Source organism: Geodermatophilus sabuli, from assembly GCF_900215145.1.
In the GTDB taxonomy this organism is placed as follows: domain Bacteria; phylum Actinomycetota; class Actinomycetes; order Mycobacteriales; family Geodermatophilaceae; genus Geodermatophilus; species Geodermatophilus sabuli.
Map to the genome: position 1 here is coordinate 240,689 of NZ_OBDO01000002.1, position 16,719 is coordinate 257,407.

Here is a 16,719-nt window from a genome sequence, read left to right on the forward strand (position 1 = left end):
GCCGAGCGCCGGCGAGGAGGACTCGTGAACGGCGACACCGAGCTGCCGGTGCCCGACACCGTCGACGTCCGTTCCGGCCCGGAGGTCTCCGAGGGGCTGCTCGGGGTGCTGCCGCTGCTCGGCGAGTGGCACGGCGAGGGGCAGGCCGCCGGTGCCGGCGGCGACCACCGGTTCGGCCAGTGGATCCGCTTCAGCCACGACGGCCGCGGCTTCCTGGCCTACGAGTCCCGCACCTGGCGGCTCACCGACGACGGGCAGATCGTGGGCCCGGACGTGCGGGAGTCCGGCTTCTGGCGGCCCCGCGGCGGGGACGACGTCGAGCTGCTCGTGGCCAGCCCCGACGGGCTGGTGGAGATCTACGTCGGCCGGGCGCGGACGACGACCAGCTGGGAGCTGACCAGCGACGTCGTCGCCCGGACGCCGGACGCGCCGGACGTCGCCCGCGCCGTCCGGCTCTACGGCATCGTCGAGGGTGCGCTCATGTACGCCGTTGACCGGGCCGGGAGCGACGCGCCGCTGCGCCCCACCATGTCCGCCCGCCTGGAACGGATCCGATGAGCGACGCCAGCACTCCCCGCCAGGTCGCCGACCGGTACGTCGACGCGGTCTGCGACCTGGACCCTCTCGTCGCCACCTCGCTGGGCGCCCGCCCCGGCGACGACCGGCTGCCCGACCCGAGCCCCCCGGGACTCGAGGCCGAGGCGCAGCTGGCCCGCGACACCCTCACCGAGCTCGACCGCGTCCTGGCCGCCGACCCCGCGCTGGCCGACGACCCGATCGAGCGGAACTGCGCCCGGCTGCTGCGTGAGCGGCTCGGTGCCGAGCTCGCCGTCCACGAGGCCGGCGAGGGCCTGCGCGCCCTGTCGAACCTGTTCAGCCCGGTGCACTCGATCCGGCAGGTCTTCCTGCTCATGCCCTCGGCCGCCGAGGACGACTGGGCGGTCATCGCCCGCCGGATGGCGCGGGTGCCCGAGGCCTACCGGGGCTTCCGGGCGTCGCTGGAGGAGGGTGCCCGCCGCGGGCTGTTCGTCGCGCCCCGCCAGGTGTCCACCGTCGTCGGGCAGCTGGACGAGTGGCTGACCGGCCCCTTCTTCGCCGGCTTCGCCGCAGGCGGCCCCGACGCCCTGCGCGCGGAGCTGGAGACGTCGGCGCGCGCCGCCGACGAGGCGGTCGCGGAGATCCGGGACTTCCTCCGCGACACCTATGCACCCCAGGCCGAGGGGACGCCGGACGCCGTCGGTCGCGACCGCTACGCCCTGCACGCCCGCCGCTGGACCGGCTCAGACCTCGGCGCCGGCGACGGCCTGGAGGAGGCCTACGCCTGGGGCTGGGCCGAGCACGGGCGCATCCTCGCCGAGCAGCGCGCCGCGGCTCAGGCGGTCGTCCCGGGCGGCACCCCGATGGAGGCGATGCGCTGGCTGGAGGTCCACGGCCCGGCCGTGGACGGCGTCGAGGCCATCCGCGAGCGGCTCCAGGCGATGATGGACGAGGCCATCGAGGCGATGGACGGCGAGCACTTCGAGCTCGCGGAGCCGGTGCGCCGCGTCGAGGCGATGATCGCGCCCCCCGGCACTGCCGCCGCTCCGTACTACACGCGCCCCGCGCAGGACTTCTCCCGCCCCGGCCGCACCTGGCTGCCGACGCTGGGCCGCGAGCGGTTCCCGCTGTGGGACCTCACCTCGATCTGGTACCACGAGGGCGTCCCCGGCCACCACCTCCAGCTGGCCCAGTGGGCGTACGTGTCCGGGCAGCTGTCGACGTACCAGACCTCGCTGGGCTCCGTGGGCGCCAACGTGGAGGGCTGGGCGCTCTACGCCGAGCGGCTCATGGACGAGCTCGGCTACTTCACCGACCCCGGCACCCGGCTCGGCTACCTCGACGCCCAGCAGCTGCGCGCCATGCGGGTCGTCGTCGACATCGGCATGCACCTGCGGCTGCCGGTCCCCGACGACGCCGAGGGGGTGCTGGCCGGGCACCGGGGGCGGCCGTGGACGCCGGAACTCGGCCGCGCCTTCTTCGGCGAGCACAGCGGGAGCAGCACCGCCTTCCTCGACAGCGAGCTGATCCGCTACCTGGGCATCCCGGGGCAGGCGATCAGTTACAAGCTGGGGGAGCGGGCGTGGCTGGAGGGCCGCGCCGCCGCCCTCCGCGCGCGGGGGGCGGACTTCGACCTCAAGACCTGGCACATGGCCGCGCTGTCACAGGGGTCGCTGGGGCTCGACGACCTCGCCGCGGAGCTCGCCGTTCTGTAGCCCGCGCACGTCCCGAGGGGCAGAAATGGCCATGTCTGCCCCTCGGTGGTCAGTCGGGGGCGTCGACGGGCAGCGGGTTGACCGTGTCGGCGTCCCAGGTGACGCGCTGGTTCGGGGACACCTCGGCCACCTCGAGGCCCTCGGCGGCGACCACGTCGGCGATGCAGGCCTGGCTGCCGCCGACGTAGGTGGCGACCAGGTCGATGTCGGTGGCGACGAACCACGCCCGGTCGGCCGGCCACCACAGGTTCGCGCTCTGCTCGGCCGGCTCGGGCGCCAGGTTCGCGGCGGCGAGCCCGATCGGCCCCCGCAGCAGCCAGTGCTCGCGCCCGGGCAGGTCGAGCGTCGGCCGGTCGGCGACGGCGTAGCCGAAGCCGGACCAGACGCCGAACCAGCAGTCCTCCGGCGTCGTGGTGTGCCGGGCCAGGACGTCGGCCAGCCGGGTGGCGACGGCCACGGGCAGGTGCCCCATGGCGGGTGCGCCGTCCCACAGCGGGGACTGGTCGGCCTCGGTGAGGAACTCCATCGCGCCGGTGATCGAGCCCCACTCCATGGCCGGGTGGGCGACGGTGCGGTTGGCCGCGGCGACCTCGGTCCAGGAGACGTCGACGTCGTGCAGGCCGGCGTAGCGCGCCGCGGGGTGGAAGACGCGGGCGTAGGCGGCGAAGACCGGCGGCACCAGCCCCCCGACGACGTGCTCGGAGGAGGGACCGACGGCCTCGGCGACCCAGGTGCCGGCGGAGACGTCGCTCTCGGAGCCGGCCCTCCCATCCGCCCAGCCGGCGAACTGCACCTGACTCCCCCCGGAGAACGGACAACCCCCGGGCTGCTCCGCGGCGCTGGACCCCGCCGGAGCGGGGGAGCTGCACGCGGGCCGACTGGACAACGGTCGGCGGCCCGGGGGTCGGGTGACTGTCCGGTTCTCGCTCGCCGCCGTACGACGGACGGGCGATCTGCCGTCGCTCAGACTGTCGTCTGAACGGGCGGCCCATCTGGACGGCGGCTAGCGGACAGCCACCTCACGAGTCCGATAAGCATGCAAGTTACGGACCACCTCCTCTCTCGTGTACCTCGACGGTACGTCGCGCCGGAGGGGGCGGCAACGTCGTTTCTCAGCTCTCAGCGGAACCGCCTGCCGTGCGCCCCGGCCCCGGTCCACGGTGCTCGGCGTCGTCGTCGACGGTCCGGACCTGGTAGACGTCGGGGATGCCGTCGGCGTCGTGGTCGACCCGCTCCTCCTCGTACATGCGCCGGTAGCGGCGGTTCCTGAGCCGGAGGACGACGGCGGCCAGGGCCGCCGCCACGATCGTGCCGGTGAGGATGCCCACCTTGGCGTGGTCGTAGGTCGAGGACCCCAGCCCGAAGGCCAGTTCGGTGATGAGCAGCGACACGGTGAACCCGATGCCGCCGAGCAGCGCCAGGCCGACGACGTCCGGCCAGCCCAGGTTCTCGTCCAGCTCGGCGCGGGTGAACCGGGACACCAGCCAGGTCGCCGCGGTGATGCCGATCGCCTTGCCGGCCACGAGACCGACGGCGATGCCGACGGCCACGCTGTCGGTGACGGAGGCGGTCAGGCCGGAGAGCCCGCCGACGGCCACCCCCGCGGAGAAGAAGGCGAACACCGGGACGGCCACCCCGGCCGACAGCGGGCGCAGCCGGTGCTCGAGGTGCTCGGCCAGCCCCGGGCCGGCGTCCGGCCCGCCGGCGGCCGCGCTGCGCACGACGGGGACGGTGAAGGCCAGCAGCACGCCCGCGACGGTGGCGTGGACGCCGGACTCGTGCACCAGCACCCACGTCCCGGCGGCCAGGGGCAGCAGCAGCCACCACGAACGGATCCGCTTCTGCACGAGCAGCCCGAACAGGGCCAGCGGGACCAGCGCCAACAGGAGCGGGACCACCGAGAAGTCGTCGGTGTAGAAGATCGCGATGACCACGATCGCCAGCAGGTCGTCGACCACGGCGAGGGTGAGCAGGAACGTCCGCAGCGCGCTGGGCAGGTGGGTGCTGATCACCGCCAGGACGGCGAGGGCGAAGGCGATGTCGGTGGCAGAGGGGATGGCCCAGCCGCGCAGGGCGCCGTCGTCCCGGCCGAGGTTGAACAGCACGAAGAACAGCGCCGGCACGGCCATGCCGCCCACGGCGGCGGCCACCGGCAGCGCGGCCCGGCGCGGGTCGCGCAGGTCACCGGCGACGAACTCCCGCTTGAGTTCCAGCCCGGCCACGAAGAAGAAGATGGCCAGCAGCCCGTCGGCGGCCCACGTGCCCAGGGTGAGGTCCAGGTGCAGGGACGCCGGGCCGACCCGGGTGTCGCGCAGCGCCTCGTAGCTGTCCGCCCAGGGGGAGTTGGCCCAGACCAGGGCGACCGCGGCGGCGGCGAGCAGCAGCGCGCCGCCGACGGTCTCCCGGCGGAGCACCGCGGCGACGCGGCTGGCCTCGGTCCAGGAGCCGCGGCCGAACAGGCGGGTGGGTGTGGTCACGGGTGGCTCCAGGGGGAGGGGTCGGGTGAGACGCCGCCGACCAGACTTCCCGGCACACCAGGGCTGGACACTACCGGTCCCGGCGGCGCGGGCTCGGCGCGACCGCTGCTCCGTACAGTGGGGAGCGTGAGTCCCCGCCCGGCCGTCCCCACCCGCAGGCGCCGGTGAGGCTCGCTGAACTGGCCGGGCGCCGGGTCGGCGTCTGGGGCCACGGGCGCGAGGGTCGCGCCGCCGTCCGTGCCGCGCTGGCGTCCGGCGCGGCGGGCGTCGTCGTCGTCGACGCCGCCCCCCCGGACCCCGCGCAGCTGCCGCCCGGGGTCGAGGGCGGCGCGGACGTCGCCGCCCTGACCGGCTGCGACGTCGTCGTCCGCTCGCCGGGCATCAGCCCCTACCGCGAGGAGGCGCGGGCCCTGGCCGCGCGCACCACCGTCACCTCCGGCACCGGGCTGGCGCTCGCCGAGTTCGGCGCCCGGGGCGTGCCGACCCTCTGCGTCACCGGCACCAAGGGCAAGAGCACCACCAGCGCGCTCGCCGCGGCGGTGCTGGCCGCGGCCGGCCGGCCCGCCGTGCACGCGGGCAACATCGGCACCCCGCTGCTCGACGTCCTGCTGGACGGCGCCGTCGGCGACGGGACGTCGCTGGTCGTGGAGGTCTCCAGCTACCAGGCCGCGGCCGTCGACGACTTCGCCGGCTGGGGCGCGATCACCTCGCTGGCGCCCGAGCACCTCGACTGGCACGGCGGCGTCGAGGCCTACTACCGCGACAAGCTGCACGTCTTCGCCGGGTGCGCCCCGGGGTCGGTCGTCGTCGGTCCCCAGGCCCGCACGATCGCCGAGCGGTACCTCGAGCCGTCGCTGCTGGTCGACCCGGGCGACGTCGTCCCCGCGGCCGAGGCGGCCGGGTTCCGGCCCGAGCACCTGCCGGGCGTGCACAACGTCGCCAATGTGCACGTCGCGCTCGCCGCCTGCGTCCGGATGGGCGTGGACCTCACCGCGACGGGGGACGCCGTGCGCGCCGCGGTGGGCGGGTTCCGGGCTCTGCCGCACCGGCTGGCCCCGGTCGCCACCCGGGACGGCGTCACGTTCGTCGACGACACGCTGAGCACCACCCCGGTCTCGGTGCTGGCTGCGCTGGAGGCGTTCGCCGCGCGGCCGGTCACCCTCATCGCCGGCGGCCAGGACCGCGGCCTGGACTACACCGAGCTGGCCCGCGCCGTCGTCGCGCGGGAGGGCGCGGTGCGGGTGGTGACCGTGCCCGACACCGGCGCGCGGCTGGCCGCCGACGTCCGGGCGGCGGCCGCCGACCGCCGGGTCGAGCCCCCGGTGATCGAGACGACGGGCCTGCCCGAGGCCGTCGTCGAGGCGGTGCGGGCGACGCCGTCCGGCGGCGTGGTGCTGCTGTCGCCGGGCGCCCCCAGCTACAACCGCTACCGGAACTACGAGGAGTTGGCGCGGACCTATGAGCAGATCCTCCGGGACGCCGGTGCGCGAGCCGTCTGACGACAGCCGCGGGAGCATCGCAGCGAGGAACGAGCGAGGAGCGGACCGCGACGCGGAGTCGGACCGGGGAGCATCGTCTGACCCGTTCGTCGTCGCCGAGCGCTCGCTGGACCTCACCACCGGCGAGGCGGCGTTCACCTACCGGCTCGGCGACGACGAGTTCACCGAGCGGCTGGTGCTGGACACCGAGCACGTCGCCGGCGTCGACCTCGCCCGGCTGGACGCCGCGCTGGACCTGGTCCACCTGGTCATGGGCACCAGCTACTACAAGCTGCGCGCGCCCGGCCGGGTGACGGTGACCCGGCCGCTGACCGCCGCGCAGCTCGCGGTCGCCGAGGCCGCCTACACGCACGGTCTCGGCGAGTTCGCCGCCGTCAACCGGCTGCCGGTGCCACACGCGGTGCAGTTCGACGTCGAGCTGCGTCCCGCCGACCCGCCGCCCGCGGACGCCGCCGCCGGTGGCGCGCTGCTGCCGGTGGGCGGCGGCAAGGACTCCGCGCTGGCGCTCGTGGTCGTCACCCCGGCGACGGCGCTGGCGATCAACCCGACCGGCGCCCAGCGCGACGTCACCGCCGCCGCGGGGGTGCCGCTGATCGGCGTCCGCCGGCGGCTGGACCCGCTGCTGGCCGAGCGCACGAGGGCCGGTGGCCTGAACGGGCACGTGCCGGTGACCGCGATCAACTCGGCGATCTCCACGCTGGTCGCCGTCCTGGGCGGCTTCGGGCCGGTGGTCTTCGCCAACGAGCGCTCCGCCGACGAGGAGACCCTCGAGGTCGACGGAGCGCGGGTGAACCACCAGTACTCGAAGTCCTACGAGTTCGAGCGGCTGTTCGCCGCGGCCGCCGCCGAGCTCGACGTGGGGTACTTCAGCCTCACCCGGCAGCTGTCGGAGCTCGCGACGGTCGCCGCGGTGGCCGCCCTGCCCGGGCTGCGCGAGGAGATCCTCAGCTGCAACCGCTCCTACACCCAGGAGCACCTGGGTGGGCGGGCCACCCAGCGGTGGTGCCTGCACTGCGACAAGTGCCTGTTCACCTTCCTGTGCTTCGCGGTCTTCCTCACCCCCGAGGAGGCGGTCGCCATGTTCGGGGGCAACCCGCTGGAGGACACCTCCCTCGCCGACGGCTTCCGCGTGCTGTGGGCCACCGAGAAGCCCTTCGACTGCGTGGGCGAGCGGGCCGAGAGCGCGGCGGCGATGGCGCACCTGGCGCGGAGCACGGCCTGGGGCGGCTTCCCCGTGGTGCGGGCGCTGGGGGAGGAGGCGGCCTCGTTCGCGGCGGTGACCGGCGCGACGGTCGCCGGCTTCCTCGAGCCGCACGGGCCGCACGCCGTCCCCCCGGCGTACCTGGAGTCGCTGCAGCGGGTGCTGGCGGAGGCCCGCCCGCCGGTCCGGTGAGGGACCGCCTGGTCGCCATCGAGCAGGCGGTGCTGCGGCCGGGTGCCCGCGACGTCACCGCCCTGGGCGCCGCGGTCCGCGGCCAGCTGGGGCGGCTGGCCGCCGACCTCGCCACGGCCGGGGCGGCCGGCAGCCGGGTCGGTCTGGTCACCGGCGTGCACATCGCCTGGGCGCCGGCGCCCGCGGCGGAGACCGACGGGCCGGTCGGCACCGCCGTCCTGGCCGCGGCGCTGGCCCGGATCGGCGCGGACCCGGTGGTGGTCACCGACGACCCCTGCGCCGACGTGACCCGCGCCTGCCTGGACGTCCTGGGTGCCGGGCGGCTCGCGGTCGTCCCGCTCGGTGCCGACGACGCCGTCGCCGCCCGGGTCGGGGCGCTGGACCTGTCGCACCTGGTCGCCGTCGAGCGGCTGGGCCCCAACGCCGAGGGGCGGGTCATGACCATGCGGGCGGTGGACATCACGGCGTCCACCGCGCCGCTGCACGCGGCCTTCGCGCTGCCCGGCCTGGTCACCGGCGCGGTCGGGGACGGCGGCAACGAGATCGGCATGGGCAACGTGCCGGCCGCCGTGGTCGCGGCCGAGGTGGCGCACGGCGAGCGGATCGCCTGCCGGGTGCCGGTGGGTGCGCTGGTGGCCGCCGGGACGTCGAACTGGGGGTGCTCGGCGCTGGTGGCCGCGCTCGCCGTCCTGGTGCCCGGGCACGGCGCGGCGCTGCGGGCGCTGCTGGACCCCGCCGTCGACGCCGCCGTGCTCGACGCGGCCACCGCGGCCGGGGCGGTCGACGGCGTCACCGGGGCGCCGGGGGCGTCGGTGGACGGCGTGCCGGTGCCCGCCTACGCCGACCTGCTGGCCGAACTCCGGGATCTCGCCCGGGCCTAGGCTCACAGGCGTGGCCGACTCGTCCCGCACGGAGCTCGCCGCCCCCCTGGCCGAACGCCTGCGGGCGCGCGGCCTCCGGCTGACCACCCAGCGCCAGCGGGTGCTGACCGCGGTGGCCTCGCTCGAGCACGCCACGCCGGAGGCGATCAGCGCCCGGCTGCGCGAGGAGGCCGGCCCGGACGGCGCCGCCCCCGACACCTCGACGGTGTACCGCGCCCTCGAGCTGCTCGAGCGGCTCGGACTGGTCTGGCACACCCATCTCGGCAAAGGCGCGCCGGTGTACCACGCCGCCGAGCACCCGCACCTGCACGTCGTCTGCCAGGGCTGCGGCGCGATCGTCTCCGCCGACCCCGCGCTGCTCGACAGCGCCGCGGAACGTCTGGCCGCCGACCTGGGTTTCCAGCTGGACGTGGGGCACGTCGCGCTGTCCGGGACGTGCCGCGCCTGCCGTGAACGCGCTGGAACGGAGCACTCATGACCACCTCACCCCTCCTCTCGCGCCCGGGCGCCGTCGCCGTGGAGGACGGATCCGTCCCGGCGCACTACGGCGACCCCCTGCGGGAGCAGCGCGCGCTGGCCGAGGGCGCCGGCCTGGTCGACCGCAGCGACCGGGACGTGCTGGCCGTCCCCGGCGCCGACCGGCTCACCTGGTTGCACAGCCTGACCACCCAGCACCTCGAGCGGCTGGCCGACGGCACCGGCGCGGAGGCGCTGCTGCTCTCGCCGAACGGGCACGTCGAGCACCACCTCGTCCTCGCCGACCTCGCCGGCACCACCTGGGTCGACGTCGAGCCGCGGTCCGGGGAGCAGCTGCACACCTTCCTCGACCGGATGCGCTTCATGCTGCGCGTGGAGCCGGCCCTGGTCACCGCCGAGTGGGCGCTGCTGTCGCTGGTCGGGCCCCGCGGGGCCGACGTGCTGGCCGCCGCCGGCCTGCCGGTGCCGACGGAGCCGTACGCGGTGCTCGCCGTGGACGGCGGCGGCTGGGCGCGCCGCATGCCTCCGATCGGGGACGGCGCCGACGTCGTCGACCTGCTGGTCGCGCGCTCGGAGCTGGCCGCCCGGGCCGAGGCGCTGCTCGCGGCGGGGGCGACGCCGGCCGGGCGGGACGCCCACGAGGCGCTGCGGGTGGAGGCCCGCCGCCCGCGCTCCGGTGTCGACACCGACCACCGCACCATCCCCAACGAGACCGGCTGGCTGAGCAGCGCCGTCCACCTGGACAAGGGCTGCTACCGCGGTCAGGAGACCGTGGCCCGGGTGCACAACCTCGGCCGCCCGCCGCGGCGGCTGGTGCTCCTGCACCTCGACGGGCTCAGCGAGGAGCTGCCCGCCCCCGGGACGCCGGTGCTGAGCGGGACCCGCGAGGTGGGCCGCGCCGGCACCGTCGTCCGGCACCACGAGCTCGGCGTCATCGCCCTGGCGCTGGTCAAGCAGTCGGTGACGGCGGACGCCGAGCTGACCGTGGGTGGCGCGCGGGCGGCGATCGACCCGGACGACGCGCAGGCGGAGCTCGACGACGCGCGCGCCGCGGCCCGCGACCGGGTGCGGGCGGTCCGGTCTGCCACCATCCAACGGTGAGCTCCGGCACCCTGATCACGGTCGCCCCGACGGGGGCGGAGTCGGCGAAGGCCGACGTCCCGGCACTGCCGGTGACCGTCGAGGAGGTCGCGGCCACCGCGCGGGACTGCCAGGCCCTGGGCGCCGCGGTCGTCCACCTGCACGTCCGCGACGCCGAGACGCGGCCGACGCTGGACCTCGGGCGGGTCCGCGAGGTGGTCGCCGCGGTCCGGGAGTCGACCGACCTCGTCGTGCAGCTGTCCACCGGCGGGGCGGTGACCGACCCGTTCGACGCGCGCCTGGCCGTCCTCGACGCCGAGCCGGACGCCGCGTCGCTGTCGCTGGGCACGGTCAACTTCGGCCGCGACGTCTTCAGCAACCCGTGGGACCTCATCGTGGAGCTGCACACGCGGATGCAGCAGCGGGGGATCGTGCCCGAGTACGAGGTGTTCGACCTCGGGCACCTGGCCACCCTGGCCCGGCTCCTGGACCGGTACGGCCCACCGCACGGCGGACACGTGCACGTCGACCTCGTCATGGGTGTCCCCGGCGGGATGCCCGGGACGACGCAGGCGCTGGCCGCCTGCCTGCCGCACCTGCCGCCGGGGGCGACGTTCGCCGCGACCGGCGTGGGGCGGACCTCGCTGCCGGTGATGCTGGCCGCGCTGTCGGCCGGCGGTCACCTGCGGGTCGGCATGGAGGACACCCTGACCTACGCGCCGGGAGAGCCGGTGCGCGACAACGCGCAGCTGGTGGCCCGCGCCGCCGGCCTCGCCCGGATCGCCCAGCGCCCGCCCATGACCATCGAGGACGCCCGAGCCCTGCTCGGCATCACCACCACCGTGGAGGCCGCCCCGTGACCCCCGAACCGACGCCCGCCGGCGGCGCCGCCGTCGACGCGCTGCTCGACCCCGGCTTCCTCGAGGCCGCCGTGCAGCGGCCGATGGCCGACGTACGCGCGTTGCGTCGCAAGGCCGAGCAGGAGGAGGTCAACCTCTCCTACACCCGCCGCCTGCTGCAGGGCCGGCTGGACATCGTGCGCCGCGAGCTGCAGCGCCGCGCCGAGCACGACGGCCGGTCGCTGGTCGACCTGCTGCCGGAGATCCTCGCGGAGAAGGGCCGCGGCCCCGCGCACGGCCTGGGCCGGCACCAGACCGTGCAGCCGGCCGCGCCCGAGGAGTACGAGTCCTGGGTGAACGGGCTGACCCGCGGCATCGACCTGTCCACGGTCCCCGAGCTGAGCGACGCCGACCTGGAGACGGCCGCCCGCGCGCTGGCCGCGGCCGAGACGTCGTTGTCGGAGCGCCGGCGCGGCGTGCAGCAGGTGATGGACGGGCTGGCCGCGGAGCTGGGCCGCCGCTACCAGAACGGCGAGGCCGACGTCGCCGCGCTCCTCGCCGACGAGGCCCGCCACTGAACGAGGACCGCTCGTCCCCCCACGCTCGGCGCGGGGCCCGGGAGCGTGACCGTTCCAGCACGTCGCCATGGCCGGAGAACCCGGTGCTCGTGGAGGTGTGGCGCTCGGGGTTCCTCGAGTCGGTGCACCGCGGGGCGGTCGTCGTCGTCGGCCCGGACGGCGACGTGCTGGCGTCTGCCGGCGACGTCGAGCGGCCGGTCCTCCCCCGGTCGGCGAACAAGCCGGTGCAGGCCACCGCGCTGCTGGCCGCCGGCTGGGCGCCCCGCTCCGGGGAGGAACTCGCCATCGGGGCCGGCTCGCACTCCGGGGAGGACGGGCACCGGGAGCTCGCGGCGGCGGTGCTGGCTGCGGCCGGCCTGGGGCCCGACGACCTCGGCTGCCCGCCCGCGCTGCCCCAGCACGAACCCACCCGCGCGGGCTGGCTCGCGACCGGGCGGGAACCGGAGCGGCTGGCCATGAACTGCTCCGGCAAGCACGCCGCGATGCTCGCGGCCTGCGTGGCGGCCGGCTGGCCGACCCAGGGCTACCTGGACCGCGGGCACCCGCTGCAGCGGGCGATCGAGGCGCGGCTCGGCGAGGCCGCCGGGACGCCGGTCAGCGCCGTCGTCGTCGACGGCTGTGGCGCACCGCAGCACGCGCTGCCGCTGACCGGGCTGGCTCGAGCGGTGTCCTCGCTGGTGGAGGCGCCGCCGGGCAGCCGGGAGCGGGCGGTGGCCGACGCGATGCGGACCCACCCGTGGTTCGTCGCCGGCACCGGACGCGAGGACACCGACCTGATGCGCGCCGTGGACGGGCTCCTGGTCAAGGGCGGTGCCGACGGCGTGCACGTGGCCGCGGTGCCCGGCCGGGGCGCGGTCGCGCTGAAGCTGGACGACGGCGGCGAGCGGGGTCGCACCCCGGCCCTGTGCGCGGGCCTGCGCCGGCTCGGCGTCCCGGCGGAGCGCCTGGGCCCGTGGTCGCTGCTCCCCGTGTCCGGCGGGGACGGCGTGGTCGGCGAGGTGTGCTCGGCCGTGACGTTCGGGAGTTGAGCCGGACCGTCGGACTGTGAGACGTGTCACGCCCTGGTGCTTGCTGTACCGCTTGCAAGAGCTAGCACCTGTGGCTAGCGTTGCTGGTGTGCAGAAGCCCGGTGAGTTCGTCCGCGAGCAGGTGACCACCGTCCGCGAGAAGGTGGACCAGCTCGCGGGCAGCGTCGCGGAGACGGTGGCCGCCGAGCGGTCCAAGGTCTCGGCGACCAGCTCGCAGGTGGGCGACTTCATCCGGGAGCAGCGCAGCGCCGCGCGGGTGTCCCTGCGGGAACTCGCCCGCAGCGCGGGGGTGAGCAACCCCTACCTCTCCCAGGTGGAGCGGGGCCTGCGCAAGCCGTCGGCGGAGATCCTCGCCGCCATCGCCAAGGGCCTGAAGATCTCGGCCGAGACGCTGTACGAGCAGGCCGGGATCCTCGACCGCCGCGCCGGCAACCCCGACACCGTGGCCGCGATCCGCAACGACGAGTCGCTGTCCGAGCGGCACAAGGCCGTCCTGCTCGAGCTCTACGAGACCTACGTCCGTGAGCACGCCGCGACCCCGCCCGCTGCACCGACCACAGCTCCCCACACCACCCCCAGCCCCTCGAAGGAGTCCGCATGAGCACCACCGAGACCCTCAAGAAGGTCGGCGAGACCGTCGTCGTCCAGAACAAGACCGTCCTGCTGGCCGCCGTCGGCGCCGGTGACCTGGCCGTCGAGCGCGCCCGCGCCGTCGTCGGGACGCTGCGCTCGCGCGCCGAGGCCCTGCCGGGCGAGGCCCAGGTCCAGGCCGACCTGGCCGCCAAGGAGGCCCGCACCCGCGCCGAGGAGGCCGCCGGCCGCGCCCGTGACGCCGTGCAGTCCGCCCGCACGTCGGCCCAGCACGTGGCCGCCGCCGTCCGCCCCGAGTCGGTCAAGAGCACCGTGACCGACCTGGTCAGCACCGCCCGCACCCAGGCGGTCGCCACCCTCGAGTCCCTCGCGGTCCGCGGTGGCGAGGTCGTCGAGGAGCTGCGTCGCCAGCCGACCTTCCGCAAGGTCGTCTTCCGTGCCGAGCGCGCCGTGGACGTGGTCGAGGACCGTCTCGAGGACGTCCTCGAGGAGACCGCCGAGACCGTCGCCGAGGCCTCCAACGAGGTCACCTCGGTGGCCCAGAAGGCCGCGGCGAAGACCGCCAAGGTCGTCGACGCCGCCGAGGAGAAGACGGCCCAGGCCGCCGACACCGCCAAGGCCACCATCGCCGAGGCCGACGTCACCGAGCCGGCCAAGCCCGTCAAGAAGAGCTCGGCCGCGCGCAAGAGCACCCCGGCGAAGGCCTCGGTCCGCGTCAGCCGCGCTCGCACTGCGAAGCGGACCGACCCGACCGTGGTGCCGGCCAAGAGCGACAGCTGAGAGAGGGTCCCCTGCTCCCCGCAGGGGACCGATGACAGGACAGGGCCCCGGAGCGCACCGCGCTCCGGGGCCCTGTGCCGTGCCGGGGCGGAACCGTGACGCCGTGCCCCCGACGGGTGGTGGCGTGACCGGGGCGCCGCGCGCACCCCGGGTTGCGGCGCTCCTGCGGGTACCCTCCGAGCATGCTGTCCTTCGACGGGGTCATCTACCTGGGCCTGTACTACGGCGCCCTGGTGTTGACCGCGTACGCCCTCGTCGACGCGCTGATCCGGCCGGCGGCCGGCTACGTCGCGGCGGGCAAGCTGACGAAGCCCGCCTGGGCGGCGATCACCGGGCTCGCGGTGCTCGTCGTCTTCTGGCAGGGCCCGATGAGCTTCCTGGGCTTGCCGGCGATCATCGCCGCGATCGTCTACCTGGTCGACGTCCGGCCCGCCGTCCGCGGCCTGCGCCGCGGCGGCAGCAGCTGGTGACGACGGGTCAGTAGCCGCGGTCCGCGGGGATGACGATCCACAGCACCAGGTAGGCGATGAACTGCGGCCCGGGCAGGATGCAGGAGAGCACGAACGCCAGGCGCAGCCCGGAGGTCGACAGGCCGTAGCGCCGGGCGATGCCTGAGCAGACCCCTGCGATCACCTTGTTCCGGGTGTCGCGACGCAGCGGGGGGCGGACGGGCGAGGTCATGCGCCCGACCCTACGGTCCAGACGTGCTGCTGCGGGCCGTTCTCGGTGACATCACCCAGGCCGACGTCGACGTCGTCGTGAACGCGGCCAACCCCGGCCTGCTCGGCGGTGGCGGCGTCGACGGCGCGATCCACGCGGCCGGTGGTCCGCAGATCCTGGCGGAGTGCCGGGCGCTGAAGGCGCGGCTGCCCGACGGCAGGCTGCCCCGCGGCCGAGCCGTGGCGACGACGGCCGGCCGGCTCCCCGCCCGCTGGGTCGTGCACACCGCCGGGCCGATCTGGTCGGCGACGCAGGACCGGTCGGCCGTCCTGCGCTCCTGCTACACCGAGAGCCTGCGGGTCGCCGACGGCCTGGGCGCGCACTCGGTGGCCTTCCCCGCCATCTCGGCGGGCGTGTACGGCTGGCCGCTGGAGGACGCCGCCGTCCAGGCGGTCGCGGGGGTGCGCGCCACGGCGGTCGAGCACGTCCAGGAAGTGCGGTTCGTGCTGTTCGGCGACGCCGCGCTGGCGGCGTTCGAGGCCGCGCTCAGCGACTGAACACCCCTTCCGGGGGCTCGGGGGAGGCGACGGCGTCGGCGTCGTGGACCGGCTGGGCCCGCCCGGCGAACCGGTCGAGGTCGGCGCCCTCGACCACCCGGCTGGGCATGGGGTCCGAGGCGCAGCGGCGTACCAGCGCGGGGGCCGGCAGCTCGGCGTCCGAGGCCACCGCCACCAGGTTGCCGAAACGGCGGCCGCGCAGCGTGCCCGGCTCGGCCAGCAGGCACACGTGCGCGAAGACGGCGCGCAGCGTCGCGACCTGGACGCGGGCGAAGCGCAGCGGCGGGCCGTCGGCGACGTTGACCGCGTACACCCCACCGGGGCGCAGCACCCGCCGCGCCTGCTGGGCGTACTCCACGCTGGTCAGGTGGGCAGGGGTCCGGGCCCCGGCGAAGACGTCACTGACGACCACGTCGGCGCTCCCCGCCGGCAGGGCCTCCAGCCCGGCGCGGGCGTCCGCGGCGCGGACCCGGATCCGCGCGCCGCGGGGGAGCGGGAGGTGGGCGCGCACCAGGTCGGTGAGCGGCTGGTCCAGCTCCACCACCCGCTGCCGGGAGCCGGGGCGGGTCACCGCGACGTACCGGGGCAGGGTGAGCGCCCCGCCCCCCAGGTGGACGACGTCGATCGGCGCGCCCTCGTCGGCGGCCAGGTCCAGGACGTGGCCGATCCGGCGCACGTACTCGAACTCCAGGTGTCCGGGGTCGGCGAGGTCGACGTGCGACTGCGGCGTCCCGTCGACCATGAGCACCCACGAGCCGTCGCGGTCGGCGTCCCCGAGCAGCTCGGCGGTGCCGCCGTCCACCGGCGTGGGGCCTGGGGGGACGACCTCGGGAACGGGACGCCGGCTCATCGGCCGCGCAGCAGGGACTCGGCCGCCGGGTCCCCGGTGACGGCGACCTCGGCCGGGCGGCCCCACAGCCGGCGCAGCAGCGCACCGGCGGGTGCCTCGAGCCGGGCGTCGGCGGGGGCGCCGGTGGCGCCGGTGGCTGCGTCGCCGTCGCGGACCTCGACCGCGCCGTCGGTGAGGCGCACAAGCCACGCGCGTCCGGTGTCGGTGCTGCGCACGGCGACGCTCGCCGTGGCGGTGCGCAGCGGCTCGGTGTGCGCCCAGCGGGGGACGACGACCCGCAGCACCTCGTCGACGCCGTCCTCGGCCAGCTCGGCCTCGACGGCGGTGACCGGGACGCCGGCGGCGACCTCGAGGTCCATCCGGTGGACGGCGAGCTCGTGTGCCTGCCGGCGTGCCCACGACGCGGCGGCCTTGGGTGCTGCCGGGCTCATGTGCCAGCACGGGGAGTCCCCGGGCGTGCCGCGCAGCGCGTGCACCAGGTCGGTCAGCCCGGCGGCGTACCAGTCGAGCAGGCCGTCGTCCGGTGGCCGGGGCGGCGGCGGGGGCGGCTCGGTGGTGCCCGCCTGCACGATGGCCGTCGCCCAGCGGTGCACGGCGCCGAGGTGCCCGACGAGGTCGCGGACCGTCCAGGCGGGTACCCACGGCACGGGTGTGTCCAGGTGCGCCGCCGTCAGCCCGGCCTCGACCTCCTGGACGAGGACGCCGAACCGCTCGCCCTCCTCGACGACGGCCTCGATGCAGCGCAGCCGCAGGGGCTCACCGACCAGGGACGTCACG

Annotated in this window: 19 protein-coding genes; 14 read left to right on the forward strand and 5 right to left on the reverse strand. The window is 76.1% G+C overall.

All coding sequences use genetic code 11. The features are described from left to right. The first annotated feature begins 24 nt into the window (after nucleotides 1-24). Nucleotides 25-558, forward strand: a complete 534-nt coding sequence (locus tag CRP39_RS06690; protein WP_097205518.1) for a heme-binding beta-barrel domain-containing protein — start codon at nucleotides 25-27, stop codon at nucleotides 556-558. Continuing rightward, nucleotides 555-2,252 carry a DUF885 domain-containing protein gene (locus CRP39_RS06695; protein ID WP_097205520.1) on the forward strand — a complete coding sequence of 566 codons (1,698 nt, stop codon included), beginning with the start codon at nucleotides 555-557 and terminating at the stop codon, nucleotides 2,250-2,252. Before CRP39_RS06690 ends, CRP39_RS06695 begins: the two co-directional genes overlap by 4 nt. Nucleotides 2,253-2,301: 49 nt before the next feature. Here CRP39_RS06695 and CRP39_RS06700 read toward each other — a convergent pair whose 3' ends face one another. Continuing rightward, a complete protein-coding gene (locus CRP39_RS06700) occupies nucleotides 2,302-3,045 on the reverse strand; it encodes a hypothetical protein (RefSeq protein ID WP_097205521.1) in 744 nt (247 codons plus the stop codon). Between the two features lie 319 nt (nucleotides 3,046-3,364). Further along, nucleotides 3,365-4,729: a Na+/H+ antiporter NhaA gene (gene nhaA, locus CRP39_RS06705; protein ID WP_097205522.1), complete on the reverse strand. Its 1,365-nt coding sequence runs from the start codon at nucleotides 4,727-4,729 to the stop codon at nucleotides 3,365-3,367. A 164-nt stretch (nucleotides 4,730-4,893) separates the two neighbouring features. Here nhaA and murD point away from each other — a divergent pair, with 164 nt between their 5' ends. The 11 genes from murD (at nucleotide 4,894) to CRP39_RS06755 (ending at nucleotide 14,345) form a co-directional block, all read left to right on the forward strand. Beyond that, nucleotides 4,894-6,228, forward strand: coding sequence for a UDP-N-acetylmuramoyl-L-alanine--D-glutamate ligase (gene murD / locus CRP39_RS06710; protein WP_097205523.1), 1,335 nt, complete (start codon nucleotides 4,894-4,896; stop codon nucleotides 6,226-6,228). Further along, a complete protein-coding gene (locus CRP39_RS26720) occupies nucleotides 6,188-7,621 on the forward strand; it encodes a MurL-like N-terminal domain-containing (RefSeq protein ID WP_172442324.1) in 1,434 nt (477 codons plus the stop codon). The genes murD and CRP39_RS26720 overlap by 41 nt, the downstream gene beginning before the upstream one ends. Then, nucleotides 7,618-8,502, forward strand: coding sequence for a glutamate cyclase domain-containing protein (locus CRP39_RS06715; RefSeq protein WP_172442325.1), 885 nt, complete (start codon nucleotides 7,618-7,620; stop codon nucleotides 8,500-8,502). The genes CRP39_RS26720 and CRP39_RS06715 overlap by 4 nt, the downstream gene beginning before the upstream one ends. Nucleotides 8,503-8,512: 10 nt before the next feature. After that, nucleotides 8,513-8,980, forward strand: a complete 468-nt coding sequence (locus CRP39_RS06720) for a Fur family transcriptional regulator (RefSeq protein ID WP_097205524.1) — start codon at nucleotides 8,513-8,515, stop codon at nucleotides 8,978-8,980. Continuing rightward, nucleotides 8,977-10,080 carry a CAF17-like 4Fe-4S cluster assembly/insertion protein YgfZ gene (gene ygfZ / locus CRP39_RS06725; protein ID WP_097205525.1) on the forward strand — a complete coding sequence of 368 codons (1,104 nt, stop codon included), beginning with the start codon at nucleotides 8,977-8,979 and terminating at the stop codon, nucleotides 10,078-10,080. The genes CRP39_RS06720 and ygfZ overlap by 4 nt, the downstream gene beginning before the upstream one ends. Then, nucleotides 10,077-10,919, forward strand: coding sequence for a beta-keto acid cleavage family enzyme (locus CRP39_RS06730; protein ID WP_097205526.1), 843 nt, complete (start codon nucleotides 10,077-10,079; stop codon nucleotides 10,917-10,919). The genes ygfZ and CRP39_RS06730 overlap by 4 nt, the downstream gene beginning before the upstream one ends. Beyond that, nucleotides 10,916-11,476: an RsiG family protein gene (locus tag CRP39_RS06735; RefSeq protein WP_097205527.1), complete on the forward strand. Its 561-nt coding sequence runs from the start codon at nucleotides 10,916-10,918 to the stop codon at nucleotides 11,474-11,476. Before CRP39_RS06730 ends, CRP39_RS06735 begins: the two co-directional genes overlap by 4 nt. An 83-nt stretch (nucleotides 11,477-11,559) precedes the next feature. After that, a complete protein-coding gene (locus tag CRP39_RS06740) occupies nucleotides 11,560-12,504 on the forward strand; it encodes an asparaginase (protein WP_245853652.1) in 945 nt (314 codons plus the stop codon). 88 nt (nucleotides 12,505-12,592) lie between these two features. Continuing rightward, on the forward strand, nucleotides 12,593-13,105 hold the full coding sequence (locus CRP39_RS06745; protein WP_097205528.1) for a helix-turn-helix domain-containing protein: 513 nt from the start codon (nucleotides 12,593-12,595) through the stop codon (nucleotides 13,103-13,105). Continuing rightward, nucleotides 13,102-13,875, forward strand: a complete 774-nt coding sequence (locus tag CRP39_RS06750; RefSeq protein WP_097205529.1) for a hypothetical protein — start codon at nucleotides 13,102-13,104, stop codon at nucleotides 13,873-13,875. The genes CRP39_RS06745 and CRP39_RS06750 overlap by 4 nt, the downstream gene beginning before the upstream one ends. 182 nt (nucleotides 13,876-14,057) lie before the next feature. After that, the gene (locus CRP39_RS06755; RefSeq protein WP_097205530.1) at nucleotides 14,058-14,345 is read left to right on the forward strand and encodes a DUF2516 family protein; all 288 of its coding nucleotides are present in this window, start codon (nucleotides 14,058-14,060) and stop codon (nucleotides 14,343-14,345) included. A gap of 7 nt (nucleotides 14,346-14,352) precedes the next feature. Here the strand turns inward: CRP39_RS06755 and CRP39_RS06760 are convergent, their stop codons facing one another. Beyond that, nucleotides 14,353-14,556, reverse strand: coding sequence for a PspC domain-containing protein (locus tag CRP39_RS06760; protein WP_097205531.1), 204 nt, complete (start codon nucleotides 14,554-14,556; stop codon nucleotides 14,353-14,355). A gap of 23 nt (nucleotides 14,557-14,579) precedes the next feature. On the opposite strand from CRP39_RS06760, the gene CRP39_RS06765 reads away from it, so the two are divergent. Next, nucleotides 14,580-15,092 carry an O-acetyl-ADP-ribose deacetylase gene (locus CRP39_RS06765; RefSeq protein WP_097205532.1) on the forward strand — a complete coding sequence of 171 codons (513 nt, stop codon included), beginning with the start codon at nucleotides 14,580-14,582 and terminating at the stop codon, nucleotides 15,090-15,092. Here the strand turns inward: CRP39_RS06765 and CRP39_RS06770 are convergent. Together CRP39_RS06770 and CRP39_RS06775 are read right to left on the reverse strand one after the other, a co-directional pair. Further along, entirely contained in the window at nucleotides 15,082-15,942 is an 861-nt protein-coding gene (locus tag CRP39_RS06770; protein ID WP_097205533.1) for a spermidine synthase, read from the reverse strand. The two genes, CRP39_RS06765 and CRP39_RS06770, sit on opposite strands and share 11 nt — an antisense overlap. Next, nucleotides 15,939-16,718 carry a maleylpyruvate isomerase N-terminal domain-containing protein gene (locus CRP39_RS06775; RefSeq protein ID WP_172442326.1) on the reverse strand — a complete coding sequence of 260 codons (780 nt, stop codon included), beginning with the start codon at nucleotides 16,716-16,718 and terminating at the stop codon, nucleotides 15,939-15,941. The genes CRP39_RS06770 and CRP39_RS06775 overlap by 4 nt, the downstream gene beginning before the upstream one ends. Nucleotide 16,719 lies beyond the last annotated feature (1 nt).

Coding starts and splice junctions, on each gene's coding strand:
- CRP39_RS06695 (WP_097205520.1), top strand. CDS start 555: ATGAGCGACGCCAGCACTCCCCGCCAGGTCGCCGACCGGTACGTCGAC.
- CRP39_RS26720 (WP_172442324.1), top strand. CDS start 6,188: ATGAGCAGATCCTCCGGGACGCCGGTGCGCGAGCCGTCTGACGACAGC.
- ygfZ (WP_097205525.1), top strand. CDS start 8,977: ATGACCACCTCACCCCTCCTCTCGCGCCCGGGCGCCGTCGCCGTGGAG.
- CRP39_RS06750 (WP_097205529.1), top strand. CDS start 13,102: ATGAGCACCACCGAGACCCTCAAGAAGGTCGGCGAGACCGTCGTCGTC.
- CRP39_RS06755 (WP_097205530.1), top strand. CDS start 14,058: ATGCTGTCCTTCGACGGGGTCATCTACCTGGGCCTGTACTACGGCGCC.
- CRP39_RS06760 (WP_097205531.1), bottom strand. CDS start 14,556: ATGACCTCGCCCGTCCGCCCCCCGCTGCGTCGCGACACCCGGAACAAG.
- CRP39_RS06770 (WP_097205533.1), bottom strand. CDS start 15,942: ATGAGCCGGCGTCCCGTTCCCGAGGTCGTCCCCCCAGGCCCCACGCCG.